This is a genomic window from Bacillus sp. ISL-51 (assembly GCF_018613535.1).
GTDB lineage: Bacteria > Bacillota > Bacilli > Bacillales > Bacillaceae > Bacillus.
In genome coordinates, this window is record NZ_JAGGQB010000003.1 from 313,149 (window position 1) to 327,263 (window position 14,115).

Here is a 14,115-nt window from a genome sequence, read left to right on the forward strand (position 1 = left end):
CGATCATCCAGCCTTTTTTTGCGCCTATCCTCTTTCGTTGTCATGTGCCTGCTGTTTAAGTAAATCTCTGATTTCGGTTAGCAGCTCTGTCTGCTGATCTGCCTCTTCGGCTTCCTCCGCTTCTTCTTCAGCTTCTTTTTTACGTCTCAGCTTGCCTAATGTCCGAATCACGATAAAAATAGAAAATGAAATAATGAAGAAGTTGACAATCGTTTGAATGAAGCTTCCGTATTTAACGTGGGCATCACCGAATGTCACTGCAAGCCCTGAAAAATCAAGACCGCCAAGCAGCAGACCGACAAGCGGCATAATGATATCCTCAACGAGCGATGTGACAATCTTGCCGAAAGCGCCGCCGATGACGACACCGATTGCCAGATCCATGATATTTCCGCGCATCGCAAAGCTTTTAAATTCTGACCACATCCTATTCGCCCCTTTCTGCACACAAAATGGGCTTTTCAAAAGCCCATTTGTTTGTTTTTCAGTCCTGCTTATTCACCAAGCGCAAAGGTTAATTCGGCTTCGCAAACCACTTCGCCGTCAACTTTGGCAACGCCTTTTCCGCGTCCGATCGTACCGCGTGCACGAATGATGTCAACTTCAAGCTCAAGCTTGTCACCCGGCTTTACCTGCTTTTTGAAACGGCAGTTATCAATTCCCGCGAAAAACGCCAGTCTGCCCCGGTTTTCTTCTTTTATCAGCATTGTCACCGCTCCGACCTGAGCCAAAGCCTCAACGATTAATACACCCGGCATGACCGGATATTCAGGGAAATGGCCGTTAAAAAACTCTTCATTGGCCGTTACGTTTTTATATCCCGCCGCCCGTTTGCCTTCTTCCACTTCTGTAATTCTGTCTACGAGCAGAAATGGGTAGCGATGGGGAATTATTTCTTTAATTTGCTGAGTATCAAGCATTCTCTTGACATCTCCTTCATCGACAATAGTATGTATAGAAGGTATACGTGTAAACCAACCTGTACATTTGGAAGTATATTATGAATCAATTTCTTTTTCAACTGAAGCTGAAACTGTAACCAGCTGGCAATGAGCCTCGTCCATTAATGTGTTATGATAAATATAGATTTTTACCATATGCAAAGAGGTTGGAAGATGATTGCTAAGTTTACTGACAAACGAATGCTGACGATGCTGAATGAATGGTATACAGCCATGGGAAGGCGCCAATTCGATCTTGCCTGCTCCCTTCAAAAAAAAATCAATCAGCATCTTCACAAAATAAAAAAGAATACAAAGCTTTGGATCAGGTACCGGCTGTTTTTCTCACGTTTTCAGCTGCTGTTTGAGAAAAAAGACGGCCTCGAGGCGCTTTTCAGTGAGCTGAAGGCGCACAAGGATGAAATGGATCGCGAATTAACTTATTATTTCTATTTTTTCAAAGGGCTATTCGATATGGTGAATGCCGCTCCGAATCGTGCGGTTTGCCGCTTTAAGGAAGCTGAACAGCATCTGCCGGCCATTAAAGACCGGTTTGAAGCCGCTGAATTTTATTATAAAACCGCCGGCGCTTATTATATGATGAAGTCACCTCCGCTTTCTATTCAATATGTCAATAAAGCCTTAAAGATCTATCAAAATCAATTCGGATACATCAAAAAAGTCCTCAGCTGCCAGCTGCTGCTCGCCGTCAATTACATTGACGAGGCGCGCTATGAAGAGGCAGAACAGCTCTTCAATGATTCCATAAAAAAAACAGCCCAGATCAATGACAATAACCTGCTGTGCCATGCTTATTATAATTTAGGTTTCTTGAAAACCACCGAAAAAAAAGATAAAGAGGCGCTTCGCTGCTACAAAAAGGTGTTGGAAAATCAGCGCTTCGAAGAGGAATCACCCGTTTCCTATCTTCATTGTGTATACGAAGCGGTCAGATCATTTTTCAAAACCGGTTCATCTGCTGAAGGACATGCCGTGCTGCAAAAGGGGTTAGATATTTCTGAAAGGGTGCAAAGCAGGATCATGAAGCTGAAGCTGGTCACGCTTGAAACGCTTTACACATCTCAGCAAGACCCTTACGACAAATTGCAAAAGCTCGTGCTGGAGCTGGAAAAGATTGAGGCTTGGGTGGATTTAGAGGTGCTGCTGGAGGACATTACGGAATACTACAAAAAGAAGGGCGATTTTGAGAAAGCCGCATTTTTTATCATGCGCGGCTGATCAAAACGCCCCTTCTTCTTATCTGACTGAGTTTATTAATCCAAGCATTTGATCTCCCATGGTAATCGTCCGGCTGTTTAGCTGATAGGAACGCTGGGATACAATTAAGTCTGTCATTTCTTTCGACATATCGACATTTGAATTTTCAAGCGCTCCCTGCTCAATGCTGATCGCCTGCCGGTTCGCTCCGGTAAGCTCTTCAAGCGCTGCAGCCTGATTGCCGTTCAGAGAAAACAGATTGTCTCCTTCTGCATGAAGCTCCTGAGGATTGTTGACGTTGACGACACCGAGATTAAAGGACTGAGACCGCCCGCCCGTTTTCCCGTCAGAAGCCGTCAGCGTTCCGTTTTTGCTGATCTTCAGCTGGTTCAATGAACTGTCGATTTGGATGGCCTTTCCATTCTCATCGAGGATGGGATTGCCGCCCGCCGTCATAAGCTGAAGAAGACGATCATTTCCGGCAGCCGGCTTTAAATAAAGTGAGCCGTCTCTTGTATATTGCCGCTGGCCGCCCGCATCTACTTGAAGGTATTGATATGGAGATGTAAATGCGATATCAAGGTCACGGTCGGTTTTTTTAATGCTTCCCTGTCCTGAGTCCATCCGTGGCGTCATGGCCGCTCCGACGCCGAGACGCAGGCCGGGCGGTGTTTTCCGTGCTTTTGCCGTATTCTCATTTTTGTCATCTATCTGGTTAAATTGCTGCCTGACAAGCTCGGAAAAGCGGGAATCCCTCGCTTTATACCCTGTCGTATCACTGTTTGAAAGGTTGCTGCTGACTGTATCCATCTGCTGCTGAAGCTGATTCAGCGCTGTTGAAGCCGTCAGCATTGATCTGAGCATCATAATTGAATGTCCCCCATTTTCTTACTTACACTTTTCCGATTTCATTAGCGGCTTTATCCATGCTTTTATCGTACGCCTGAATGACTTTCTGATTGGCTTCAAAGGATCTGTACGCTTCCGTCATATCTGTATACGCGCTTGTCACATCTACGTTGGAAAGCTCTGAGACGCCTTGTTTTAATGAATAGGAAACTTGCGGATTTGCCGCTGCGCTCGGCAGATCGGCGCCGTCGGCCGTACTGTATAAGTCATTGCCGTCCCTTTTCAGATTGCGCACGTCCTCTTCCATTCTGATGTCAATCCGTCCCGCCGTACGTCCGTTTGTTGTAACCGTCCCGTTTTCTGAAACGGCAAACTTTTCGTTATCGACCGCGATGGGCTGTCCCGTTGTTGATAAAACAAGGTTTCCGTTAATCATAAGCTGATTGTTTTCATTTAATGAGAACGTGCTGCTTTTTGAATAACGTACGCCGGACGCCGTTTGAACGGGGTAAAACAGCTCAGCGTTTTCATTTGTTTGTGCATTCTTTGGAACCTGGTTTTCCACAAGCGCGATATCCGTCGGCTGATCGGTCGTCTTCAGGCTCCCCTGTGTAAACAGCGGTTTCAGCTCCTGCATGTAAACACCTGTATTAACAGAACCGATCTTCGTTTTTTTGTCGCCTTCAATTCTGCTCAAAAGCATCTCGGGAAAAGCGCGGATGGAGCCTTGATCTTCCTTGTAGCCTGACGTATTTGCGTTGGCGATGTTGTTCGACAGCATCTCCGTTCTTCTCTGCTGTGTAATCATTGCGGACGTTGCGGTATATAATCCTTTTAACAAGTTTTCCACCTCTAAAATAGCATTTTTTCCAGTTGTTTTATCGGAACGTTTGTTCTATAATGAAAGTCAGCATTTTACTATAATATCGGTTTTTCCGATCTGTTCTTGAAGGGTTTTACGAAAAAAACCCCATTCTTTTTCAGAATGAGGTTTTATAATCAGCTCAGTTTGCGTTTTGGAAGCTTGTCCATGTTATCAAGCATTACACCGGTTCCGATCGCAACACAGTCCATCGGGTTTTCAGCGACAAGCACCGGAACCCTCAGTTCTTCAGCGAGCAGCTGGTCAAGGCCGTTTAACAGCGCTCCGCCGCCGGTAATAATGACGCCGCGGTCGATAATGTCAGCGGACAGCTCAGGCGGTGTTCTTTCAAGGACTTGCTTGGCTGCCTGCACAATGACAGCGACTGATTCACGAAGGGCTTCCTCGACTTCTTTACTGTTGACCGTAATCGTTCTCGGCAGACCGGATACCATATCCCGGCCGCGAATGGTGATTTCTTCATGACGTGCGTCTGGGAAAACCGTTGCAACCTTCACCTTAATATCTTCAGCGGTACGTTCGCCGATCAGCAGCTTGTACTCGCGTTTGATATAATTTAAGATTTCCATGTCAAACTTATCCCCAGCCATTTTAATAGAAGAGGAGGTGACAATATCGCCCATTGAAATAACTGCGATATCAGTCGTACCGCCTCCGATGTCTACAACCATGTTACCGCTTGGCTGAAATATTTCCATACCCGCGCCGATAGCGGCAACTTTCGGTTCTTCTTCAAGGTACACATGCTTTCCGCCGCTTTTTTCAGCTGCTTCTTTAATCGCTTTTTGCTCAACGGACGTAATATTCGTCGGGCAGCAGATCAGCATGCGCGGTTTTGAGAAAAGGCCCTTTACATTCAGTTTGTTAATGAAGTGCTTCAGCATGGCTTCTGTTACTTCAAAGTCTGCGATTACTCCGTCTTTCAGCGGGCGAATCGCAACAATATTCCCAGGTGTACGTCCAACCATTCGTCTGGCTTCTTCGCCGACAGCCAGCACTTTTCCGCTGTTTTTATCAAGCGCCACAACGGACGGCTCATTAAGAACAATTCCTTTACCTTTTACATGGATCAGTACATTTGCAGTACCGAGGTCAATTCCAATATCCCTTGCAAACATCTATTTATATCCTCCTTGACATCTGTTTCACAGTAAATATCCACATTGTGCCCTAATTATATATATTATCATAATTTATCAAAAAAAAGCTCCTGTTCTCCATAAGTTCTTTACAAAATTTTGCGGATATTCGTGAAAAAATGCCGGGAAGATAAAACGGGCAGGAAGACGTCAGACATTACGGCTGCTGAACGGGCTCCCCTTCGAGAATTTCATCTTTTTTGTACTTTAATTTGGTCGCCTCTCCTCCTCTTAAATGCCGGATGGATTTATGATAATCGAGTATTTCTTTCACTTCATTTGCCAAGTCAGGATTGATTTCAGGCAGGCGCTCTGTTAAATCCTTGTGTACGGTACTTTTGGAAACACCAAACTCCTTCGCAATGACACGAACAGTTTTTTTCGTCTCCACGATATACTTTCCAATCTTGATTGTTCGCTCTTTGATGTAATCGTGCACACCACTCGACCTCCCCAGTTGGATGTGAGAAGTGTGAAATGAGATCCGTATTCTGTAAAGATTCACTGATGATGTCGCTTCTTCGTTGTCCGATTATATAAGTAGGTTTTTGAAATATGCCCACGATCCCTCACCTCAAACACTCTCTTTGATAGGTTTGTAACAGTGTATTAGCATTCCATTGGGAATATGCTAAAAACTCAATGAGGACAAGGGGTGAAACACAATTTTCTTTTAATTAGGGGAGCCGCATGGTCTTTACATCTTCGCGCTCCTCCTGTAGAATGAAACAATGAAATTAGTTACTTAGGTAAGTTTTTCAGAAGGAGAACGGAAATGACCCACGTCAACAGACGCCTCATTCATCAAATCAATCAATGCGCCCGCCTGATCACCAAAAAAGCCAATGAACGGCTGGAGCCATTCGGCTTGTACTCCTCTCAATGGTCGATTCTATATTGCTTAAAGACGATCGGACCAATGACCCAAAAAGAGATCTGGTCCTATTTAAACGTGGAGGCGCCAACCGTAACAAGAACGATCAAACGCCTTGAAGAAAACGGCTGGGTTCAGCGGGAACAAGGAGAAGACAAGCGGGAGAAGCTCGTCGTCCTGACTGAGGAAGCTGAATTGAAATACGATGGCATCAATAAAGAGATGCTGAAGTTCGAGAAAGACATGCTTGCGGATTTCCAAGACGGGGATAAGGAAGCTTTTTCTGAGTTCCTGAATGTGTTTTTAAATAAGTGTTAAGAAAGGGAAGTGCTGTACTTTTGAATAAATCTGACTCGATTTGGACCAAAGATTTTATTATGGTCGTGCTCGTAAATTTATTTGTATTTGTGTTCTTTTATACGTTTTTAGCCGTGCTGCCTATTTATATGATTCAGGAGCTGGGCGGCAGTGAATCACAAGGAGGGCTTTTGATCAGCCTTTTCCTATTATCCGCTATTATTACCCGGCCTTTTTCCGGGACGATTATCGAACGGTTCGGGAAAAAAAGAATGACGATTGTGTCGCTGGCTGTGTTTGCCTTATCTTCTTTTCTGTATTTGCCGATCCACAACTTTTATCTGCTACTCGGACTGCGCTTTTTCCAGGGCATCTGGTTCAGCATTTTAACGACGGTAACCGGGGCGATTGCCGCCGACATCATTCCCGTCAAACGGCGCGGAGAGGGGCTCGGATATTTCGCGATGTCTATGAACCTTGCCATGGCGATTGGCCCGTTTCTCGGTTTGAGTCTTGTTAAGGTGATTTCGTTCCCCGTATTCTTTACGATTTTTGCCGTTTTTGTTTCTTTAGGCTTGCTGATCGCTTTAATGATTAAGGTTCCGGGCAAAAATGACAGCGGAACGACTGTGTTCCGTTTCTCTTTCTCCGATATGTTTGAAAAAGGCGCGCTTAAAATTGCGATTGTCGGGTTATCGATTTCTTTTTGTTATTCAAGCGTGACGTCTTATTTATCCGTTTATGCAAAAACGATTCATCTATTGGATGTCAGCGGTTATTTCTTCGTTTGTTTCGCGGTGACGATGATGGCGGCCCGTCCTTTCACAGGGAAGCTGTTTGACAAGGTCGGACCGGGAATCGTCATCTATCCGTCGATTATCGTGTTTTCCGCAGGCCTGTGCCTGCTTTCTATGACAAACAGCGCCTTTATGCTTCTCTTATCAGGAGCTGTGATCGGTCTTGGCTACGGATCGATTGTGCCGTGTATGCAGACGCTGGCGATTCAAAATTCACCAGGCCACCGTTCCGGCTTTGCGACGGCGACATTCTTCACCTTCTTTGACAGCGGAATTGCCGGCGGATCTTATGTATTCGGCCTCTTCGTCGCTTCCGCAGGGTTCCATACGATTTATCTGGCAGCGGGGCTGATCGTACTGATTGCTTTGCTCCTGTATGGCTGGAGCCAGAAAAAAAGAGCGCCGCTCGAAGCGGACGGAAACGTCTCGATTGCAGACTGACATGACAAGAAGCCGGGTGCTGCGCCCGGCTTCTTTTTTATTCAGCGGCGCTCTCCCTTACCATTTCTTTCACTGCCTGCGTATAAGGCGGGTGAAGGTACATGAGTGCCGTGTAGCTTAGAAATGATGCCAGTACACCCGCAAACCACGAAATGTCGTAAATCCTGCTGAACGCGGGCACGTACATTCCGATTAAGGATATAAACGCGCCGATCAAAGTTGCGGCAAATGCCCGGTAGTTGTAGCCTTTGTAATAAGTGTAGCGCCCTGTTTCTGAATAGAGGTCTTCTACAGCGAGCTGTCTTTTTCTGACGATAAAATAATCAGCCATCATAACACCGGCTACAGGTCCGAGCATGCCGCCGATTAAGCCGAGAAACGCATACACATTCGTGGCGCTCTCCATCAGCTTCCACGGGATTGTAAACAAAGCGAGAATGGCCGTCAAATACCCGCCCCGCCGAAATGTAATGTATCTCGGCAGAGCATTCGCCAAGTCATATGCCGGAGAAACGATGTTCGCCGCCACATTCACCGAGATGGTGGCGATGCAGAACGTAATGACCGAAAGAGCGATGACGAAAGGATTATCAAACTCGGCCAAAATCTCGACGACATCCCAAATCGGTTTTCCGAAAGCGACCTGTGATCCCGACGTCACCGTAATGCTTGCAAAGGCAAACAGGGCGAAAGTTCCCGGCAGCCCGTAAAACTGGCCCCGGATTTGTTCTTTCTGTGATGCTGCGAACCGGGTGAAATCGGGAATGTTCAGTATCAACGTCGCCCATATGCCGATGATCCCCGTCACTCCCGCCGCAAACGGCCAGAATGTTTCTGAAAACGTATGGAATTTTCCCGGCTGAGAATAAATCGGACCGAGCCCGCCGGCGATATCAACGGCCCACCAGACCATGCCGCCGAAAACAAGATAAACGAGCGGACCTGCCCAAACCTCAAACTTTCTGATTGATTCCATCCCATGCCGAAGCACAAGAAGATGAATGCCCCAAAAGAAAATGAAAGAAAGCAGGCCAGAAAGGCGCAATCCCAAAATATTCCATCCGACGCCGATGCTTCCCCAGCCCGGCCAAAGATTCAACAGTAAAATGTGTAAAGCGGTGCTTCCTGCAAAGGTTTGAATTCCGAGCCACATAATCGCCGTAAACGCCCTGAGAAGCGCCGGAATGTTTGCACCATATATTCCGTAAGACGCTCTGATAATCACCGGGAACGGGAGCCCGTATTTTGTGCCTGCATGCCCATTTAAGGCAAGAGCGCCGAATAATATGAGCGAAGCTGTCACAATAATGGCGAGAACCTGCCATGGTGAAAGACCGATCGCAATCAGCCCGCCCACCGTCGCATAGGTCGGGATGTTATGAATGCAGCCCATCCAAATGGACGCAAAATTCACTGCTTTCCACGTCCGTTTTCCGTCTTCTAAAGGCAGCAAATCTTCATTGCTCAGCCGACTGTAAACCTGCTTTGGCTTCTTCATCTTTCCCCTCCTGTATGTACGAATTCCTCACATCTCATGTTACATAATATATCGGAAAATTAAACCAATAGCATTGGACGTTGTCTACAATCTTTGTTTTTATATTTGAACACATTACACATAAAAAAGAGACAGACCGCGTCCGCCTCTTTCATAAATATGCCGTGTTTTATGACGCCTTTTTCAGCAATACCGAAAACCGGAATGCCATGAGCAGGCTTAAGACTCCGACAATGATCAGGATTGTGCCGAGCATATGAAAATGGCCTGCGGTAATTTCTTTTCCAAAAAGGATGCCCAATATGACAGATGACAAAATCGACCCTAAATAACGGCAGGTTTGAAACAAACCGGACGTTGTTCCAACCATATCGGAAGGGCTTGTTTTCAGCATGGCCGCTTGAAACGTCACGTTTCCGAATCCGTAGCCGACCCCTAATACAGACAGGATCAGCCCCTTTCCTATCATGGGCGCTTGAAGGAAAAAAAAGGTTAACAGCACTGCTCCCGCGGCCGTCAGACACGTTCCGGCGACAATCGGCTGAAGGAGACCCTTTTTATCTATCCATTTTCCCGTCAGAGGCGATACCACAATGCTCATGCCTGACATAAACAGCATAATTAAACCGCTTGTCTGAACCGATAAATGCATTTCATCCTGAAAATAGCTAGGAAGCCCAAAAAAGATACAGTAAAAAAAGATATTCAGCAAAATAAACTGGATGTACACCGACGAGAGCTTTCGATGCGTTTTAAACAGCCTGACATCGATAAACGGCTTTTCCGTCTTTAACTCGCGCCAGATAAACAGCCCGACAAACAACAGCCCGAATACACCCTCTATATAATGCGGTTTGGTGCTGAAGGACAGCAAAAAAGACAAGAGGAGTATAATCGCGCCGGCAAACAGCAGAATACCTGCCGTATCCAGCTCGCGGAGAATTGCTTTCAGTCCGCCGGTCTTGCGCTTCTCATCTTTCGGGAACATATACATGCCGAGAAAAAAGCTGAGAATGATAAACGGCAGATTGACGAAAAAGATCGCCGGCCACCCTCCCCACACAATCAGAAAGCCGCCGAGGGTCGGGCCAAGCGCCGTCATAGCAGATGCGAAGATGGACAGAACCGCTAATGCCGATGCCTGCCGTTCCCGAATGTTCGAACGGATCAACCCGACGCCCGACGGATAAATCGCACTGCTTCCGATGGATTGAAACAGCCTCATGATCAGCAGGGTCATGAAGGTCGGCGCAAACGGCGCTCCGATGGCTGAGACAGCGACAAGAAGTAATCCGAACAGAAACAGCTTTTTCCTGCCGAGCATATCCCCGAGTTTTCCGGTTACAGGCTGCGCCACCGCGCTCGCCAGGTAAAATGAAGAAATCAGCCAGGACACCGTAGTAAACGACAAGTGAAATTGATGCTGAATACTGTGAAGCGCAAGAGAAATCATTGACGAATTCAACGGGTTCAGCATCGTCCCGGAAGCCACTGCCGTCAGAAAGAGGGCACGGCTTTTTTTAGAGATCGTCATTTTGTTTGCGCGATAAATTCTTCCGTCGTCCGGTTTCTGCCGATTTTCGGGAAGATAAACTTGAGTGTCGCCTCATGCTGCTCTTCACTGAATGAAGCCATCGCGTCAGTGACGAATACTTGATGATACCCAAGCTGAAAAGCTTCTCGCGCCGTGCTTTCCACTCCGATGTTTGTCGCAATTCCGCACAATACGATCGTGTCAATTCCGCGTCTTCTTAGCTGCAAATCTAAGTCCGTTCCGAAAAACGCGCCCCATTGCCGTTTTGTTACCGTATAATCATTCTCTTTCACTCCGATTTCAGGCACAAACTCCGCCCAATCTGAAGCGGGTGCTGTACGGCTTTGCGCCGGTTCATCCGTCAGCGGCTTCAGCGCGTCCGCTCCGTCATGAAATGCTACATTTACAAAACTGATGAATCCGCCCTTCTCCCGGAATACATCAATTAATTTTTTCGCATTCGGTACAACGGCGCCGCTCTTATCAATCGGCACGATGCCTTTTTGTAAATCAATCATGACTAAAGCCGTTTTTTCAAATTGAAGATTCAGTGATGTTGTCATAATCATTCCTCCTGATGCGGTTAGTGTTTCTCACGCCGTTTATTTTACTCTTTCTCAGAAAGGATTTCTCACGGCGCGCTCAGCTTGTGTTTATATGGATACAAAGTCATGCTTTTCGCTATCGGATGGCCGGCATAACATATCACAAAAAATCATGTTAGAAAAACTGACATGAAAATGTTTTATCGTTCTTTTTTCTCTATAATAATGAATTAATAATTGTTTTCATTCTGAAAGAGACGGAGGAATAAGACATGGAAATGGGCGATACAGTATTTATGTTCTTTTGTGCTTTACTCGTGTGGCTGATGACCCCCGGGCTGGCATTATTTTATGGCGGAATGGTAAAAAGCAAAAATGTGCTCAGCACAGCGATGCACAGTTTTTCTTCTCTTGCCATCGTATCCGTCGTTTGGGTATTGTACGGATATTCGCTTGCCTTCGCTCCCGGCAATACGCTGCTTGGCGGCACTGAATGGGCTGGGCTGAAGGGAGTCGGCTTTGAACCCGGGTCTTACAGCGACACGATCCCGCATTCATTGTTCATGATGTTCCAAATGACATTTGCAGTGCTTACGACGGCGATTATTTCCGGTGCGTTTGCTGAGCGTATGAGATTCGGTGCTTTTCTTGTATTTTCCTTTTTATGGGCATCACTTGTTTATACACCTGTTGCGCACTGGGTCTGGGGCGGCGGCTGGATCGGCGAAATGGGCGCGCTTGATTTCGCAGGAGGAAATGTCGTTCACATTTCCTCCGGAGTGGCGGGGCTTGTGCTGGCGATTGTGCTGGGAAAACGCAAGGACGGCACGGCGGCTTCTCCACACAACTTAATTTACACCTTCTTAGGCGGGGCGCTCATCTGGTTCGGCTGGTTCGGATTCAATGTCGGCAGTGCTCTGACGCTTGACAGCGTGGCTATGTTTGCCTTCATTAATACAAACACCGCCGCTGCGGCCGGAATCATCGGCTGGATTTTCATCGAATGGATTCTTAACAAAAAGCCGACAATGCTGGGCGCTGTCTCGGGTGCTATCGCGGGGCTTGTCGCAATTACACCGGCTGCGGGATTCGTCACACCGTTTGCTTCTATCGTGATCGGTTTTATCGGCGGGCTCGTCTGCTTCTGGGGCGTCTACTGGCTCAAGAAGACATTCGGTTATGACGATGCGCTTGACGCTTTCGGCCTGCACGGCATCGGCGGAACATGGGGCGGCATCGCGACCGGTTTGTTTGCCACAACATCCGTCAATGAAGCGGGAGCAAACGGGCTGTTTTACGGTGAGCCGGGCTTGCTTTGGAAACAAATTGCAGCGATTGCGGCAACTTATGTATTTGTATTTATTGTCACTTTCGTTATCATTAAAATAGTAGGTCTTTTCATTCCCCTCCGCGCCAGTGAAGAAGAAGAGTCACTTGGGCTTGATTTAACCATGCACGGGGAAAAAGCATATCAAGACTTATAGGGTGAGGAGTGACTTAGATGAGCGGTCAAATGTTTAAAGTAGAAATCGTTACACGTCCGGCTAAGTTTGAGACACTGAAGCAGGAACTGGGTAAAATCGGAGTCACATCGCTGACTTTCTCCAATGTACACGGCTGCGGCCTCCAAAAAGCGCACACTGAGCTGTACCGCGGGGTCAAAATCGAAAGCAATGTATATGAGCGTCTGAAAGTGGAAATCGTCGTCAGCAAGGTGCCCGTCGATCAAGTAATAGAAACAGCGAAAAAAGTTCTCAAAACAGGAGAACCCGGTGACGGGAAAATATTCGTTTACGAAATCGGAAACACGATTAATATCCGCACCGGAGAAGAAGGCCCCCAAGCTTTATAATGATAAAAAACGCCCGAAGACTGAATGTCCCGGGCGTTTTTTTCGGGCTTCATCAGAACGAAGAAACCTTTTTTTCTTGAGAAACCGGGCGCTTATGCCGCACGGTTTGTTTTTTTGCATATGTACTGATGTTGACAAGTATGCCGCACAGAAACAGCGTCATAATTAATGAAGAACCGCCGTAGCTGATAAACGGCAGCGGTACGCCCGTTACCGGGAGAAGCCCGCTCATCGCTCCCAGGTTCAGTACAACTTGAAACATTAATTGAAACGTGATGCCGATGGCAAGAAGTTTACCGAATGGATCCGCCGCCCGGACGGCCGTTTTCACGCCAAGAAGCATAAACGCAAAGTATAATCCAAGGACGATCAGCACACCGAATATGCCCAGCTCCTCAGAAATCACGGCCATAATAAAGTCAGTATGCGCCTCAGGCAGAAAGTTCATTTTCTCCACGCTGTTCCCAAGCCCTCTTCCGAAGAATCCGCCGCCGGAAATGGCGAAATAGGACTGGATCAATTGGTAGCCGTCTCCATTGGGATCAGCGAACGGATTTGTAAACGAAACAAGCCGCTTCACACGGTATGAAGCCGAAAACGCGAGATACACGACGCCTGACACCGCCGTCGCGCCAAGCACGAACAGATGGCGTTTTTTCAGTCCTGCGCACAATAAAACAGCCCCGCAAGCCGCCAATATTAAAGAAGCTGTCCCTAAATCAGGTTCTGCCAATGTCAGCAGAAAAGCTGTCCCTAAAATCAGTAAAGGCGGCAAAACGCCTTTAAAAAATTGATGAATATAAGGTTGCTTTTTCGTATAAATCGCAGCGAAATAGAGAATCATGGCGATCTTAGCCAATTCAGACGGCTGGACGACAAGTGAACCCGCACCTAACCATCTGCGTGAAAAATTCCGCTCCAGCCCGATCCCCGGTATTAACACGAGCAGCAATAAAAGCAGCGACCCGACAACAAACAGCGGCACCATCCGTGCATATTTTTTATAAGGCAGACAGGCGGCGAAAACAAATAAACATAATCCAATCAGTAACGAAGTTCTCTGTTTATGGTAAAAATAGGTTGGGTCTCCGTATCGCTGAGACCCGATGACATCACTGGCGCTGTACACCATTACCAAACCGAATCCGCAAAGCAGCAGTATAATGAACACCAGCAGCAGATCGGCGTTTTTCAAACGTTTCAGCAACGGACAAAACTCCTTCAGCTATTCTTTTCCCGCATACTTG

15 protein-coding genes are annotated in these 14,115 nt (G+C 46.9%); 5 read left to right on the plus strand and 10 right to left on the minus strand.

Annotated features, from left to right (window positions below):
• Positions 1-24 precede the first annotated feature (24 nt).
• Both mscL and fabZ read right to left on the minus strand, forming a co-directional pair.
• Positions 25-426, minus strand: coding sequence for a large conductance mechanosensitive channel protein MscL (gene mscL / locus J7E26_RS03165; RefSeq protein WP_214802272.1), 402 nt, complete (start codon positions 424-426; stop codon positions 25-27).
• 68 nt (positions 427-494) lie between these two features.
• Positions 495-920, minus strand: coding sequence for a 3-hydroxyacyl-ACP dehydratase FabZ (gene fabZ / locus J7E26_RS03170; protein WP_061522573.1), 426 nt, complete (start codon positions 918-920; stop codon positions 495-497).
• Between the two features lie 195 nt (positions 921-1,115).
• Here fabZ and J7E26_RS03175 point away from each other — a divergent pair, with 195 nt between their 5' ends.
• Positions 1,116-2,180: a response regulator aspartate phosphatase gene (locus J7E26_RS03175; protein ID WP_214802269.1), complete on the plus strand. Its 1,065-nt coding sequence runs from the start codon at positions 1,116-1,118 to the stop codon at positions 2,178-2,180.
• Positions 2,181-2,198: 18 nt separating this feature from the next.
• Here J7E26_RS03175 and J7E26_RS03180 read toward each other — a convergent pair whose 3' ends face one another.
• The 4 genes from J7E26_RS03180 to spoIIID form a co-directional block, all read right to left on the minus strand.
• The gene (locus tag J7E26_RS03180) at positions 2,199-3,023 is read right to left on the minus strand and encodes a flagellar hook-basal body protein (protein ID WP_214803071.1); all 825 of its coding nucleotides are present in this window, start codon (positions 3,021-3,023) and stop codon (positions 2,199-2,201) included.
• Positions 3,024-3,051: 28 nt separating this feature from the next.
• Positions 3,052-3,849 (minus strand): flagellar hook-basal body complex protein FlhO, encoded by a 798-nt coding sequence (locus J7E26_RS03185; protein WP_214802266.1) that lies wholly within the window; start codon positions 3,847-3,849, stop codon positions 3,052-3,054.
• Between the two features lie 158 nt (positions 3,850-4,007).
• Entirely contained in the window at positions 4,008-5,009 is a 1,002-nt protein-coding gene (mbl, locus tag J7E26_RS03190) for a cell shape-determining protein Mbl (protein WP_061522570.1), read from the minus strand.
• A gap of 178 nt (positions 5,010-5,187) precedes the next feature.
• Complete coding sequence (spoIIID, locus tag J7E26_RS03195; protein ID WP_003151236.1) at positions 5,188-5,469, minus strand: sporulation transcriptional regulator SpoIIID; 282 nt, start codon at positions 5,467-5,469, stop codon at positions 5,188-5,190.
• A 336-nt stretch (positions 5,470-5,805) separates the two neighbouring features.
• On the opposite strand from spoIIID, the gene J7E26_RS03200 reads away from it, so the two are divergent.
• A complete protein-coding gene (locus tag J7E26_RS03200; RefSeq protein WP_214802263.1) occupies positions 5,806-6,222 on the plus strand; it encodes a MarR family winged helix-turn-helix transcriptional regulator in 417 nt (138 codons plus the stop codon).
• A gap of 20 nt (positions 6,223-6,242) precedes the next feature.
• Complete coding sequence (locus J7E26_RS03205; protein ID WP_214802260.1) at positions 6,243-7,439, plus strand: MFS transporter; 1,197 nt, start codon at positions 6,243-6,245, stop codon at positions 7,437-7,439.
• A gap of 37 nt (positions 7,440-7,476) precedes the next feature.
• Here J7E26_RS03205 and J7E26_RS03210 read toward each other — a convergent pair whose 3' ends face one another.
• The 3 genes from J7E26_RS03210 to J7E26_RS03220 all read right to left on the minus strand — a co-directional run bounded on the left by J7E26_RS03210 (position 7,477) and on the right by J7E26_RS03220 (position 11,034).
• Positions 7,477-8,937 (minus strand): NCS1 family nucleobase:cation symporter-1, encoded by a 1,461-nt coding sequence (locus tag J7E26_RS03210; protein ID WP_214802257.1) that lies wholly within the window; start codon positions 8,935-8,937, stop codon positions 7,477-7,479.
• Between the two features lie 169 nt (positions 8,938-9,106).
• Positions 9,107-10,471, minus strand: a complete 1,365-nt coding sequence (locus tag J7E26_RS03215; RefSeq protein WP_214802254.1) for an MFS transporter — start codon at positions 10,469-10,471, stop codon at positions 9,107-9,109.
• Positions 10,468-11,034 carry an isochorismatase family protein gene (locus J7E26_RS03220; RefSeq protein ID WP_214802251.1) on the minus strand — a complete coding sequence of 189 codons (567 nt, stop codon included), beginning with the start codon at positions 11,032-11,034 and terminating at the stop codon, positions 10,468-10,470. Before J7E26_RS03220 ends, J7E26_RS03215 begins: the two co-directional genes overlap by 4 nt.
• A 254-nt stretch (positions 11,035-11,288) precedes the next feature.
• On the opposite strand from J7E26_RS03220, the gene J7E26_RS03225 reads away from it, so the two are divergent.
• Together J7E26_RS03225 and J7E26_RS03230 are read left to right on the plus strand one after the other, a co-directional pair.
• Positions 11,289-12,500, plus strand: coding sequence for an ammonium transporter (locus J7E26_RS03225; protein WP_214802248.1), 1,212 nt, complete (start codon positions 11,289-11,291; stop codon positions 12,498-12,500).
• 17 nt (positions 12,501-12,517) lie between these two features.
• Entirely contained in the window at positions 12,518-12,868 is a 351-nt protein-coding gene (locus J7E26_RS03230) for a P-II family nitrogen regulator (RefSeq protein ID WP_061522565.1), read from the plus strand.
• 52 nt (positions 12,869-12,920) lie between these two features.
• Here the strand turns inward: J7E26_RS03230 and ftsW are convergent, their stop codons facing one another.
• Positions 12,921-14,075, minus strand: a complete 1,155-nt coding sequence (gene ftsW / locus J7E26_RS03235; RefSeq protein WP_214802245.1) for a putative lipid II flippase FtsW — start codon at positions 14,073-14,075, stop codon at positions 12,921-12,923.
• Between the last annotated feature and the right edge of the window lie 40 nt (positions 14,076-14,115).

What these genes read in the sequence shown, in the direction of transcription:
- mscL (WP_214802272.1), bottom strand. Translation starts at nt 426, where the DNA reads ATGTGGTCAGAATTTAAAAGCTTTGCGATGCGCGGAAATATCATGGAT.
- fabZ (WP_061522573.1), bottom strand. Translation starts at nt 920, where the DNA reads ATGCTTGATACTCAGCAAATTAAAGAAATAATTCCCCATCGCTACCCA.
- J7E26_RS03175 (WP_214802269.1), top strand. Translation starts at nt 1,116, where the DNA reads ATGATTGCTAAGTTTACTGACAAACGAATGCTGACGATGCTGAATGAA.
- J7E26_RS03180 (WP_214803071.1), bottom strand. Translation starts at nt 3,023, where the DNA reads ATGCTCAGATCAATGCTGACGGCTTCAACAGCGCTGAATCAGCTTCAG.
- mbl (WP_061522570.1), bottom strand. Translation starts at nt 5,009, where the DNA reads ATGTTTGCAAGGGATATTGGAATTGACCTCGGTACTGCAAATGTACTG.
- J7E26_RS03200 (WP_214802263.1), top strand. Translation starts at nt 5,806, where the DNA reads ATGACCCACGTCAACAGACGCCTCATTCATCAAATCAATCAATGCGCC.
- J7E26_RS03210 (WP_214802257.1), bottom strand. Translation starts at nt 8,937, where the DNA reads ATGAAGAAGCCAAAGCAGGTTTACAGTCGGCTGAGCAATGAAGATTTG.
- J7E26_RS03215 (WP_214802254.1), bottom strand. Translation starts at nt 10,471, where the DNA reads ATGACGATCTCTAAAAAAAGCCGTGCCCTCTTTCTGACGGCAGTGGCT.
- J7E26_RS03220 (WP_214802251.1), bottom strand. Translation starts at nt 11,034, where the DNA reads ATGACAACATCACTGAATCTTCAATTTGAAAAAACGGCTTTAGTCATG.
- J7E26_RS03225 (WP_214802248.1), top strand. Translation starts at nt 11,289, where the DNA reads ATGGAAATGGGCGATACAGTATTTATGTTCTTTTGTGCTTTACTCGTG.
- J7E26_RS03230 (WP_061522565.1), top strand. Translation starts at nt 12,518, where the DNA reads ATGAGCGGTCAAATGTTTAAAGTAGAAATCGTTACACGTCCGGCTAAG.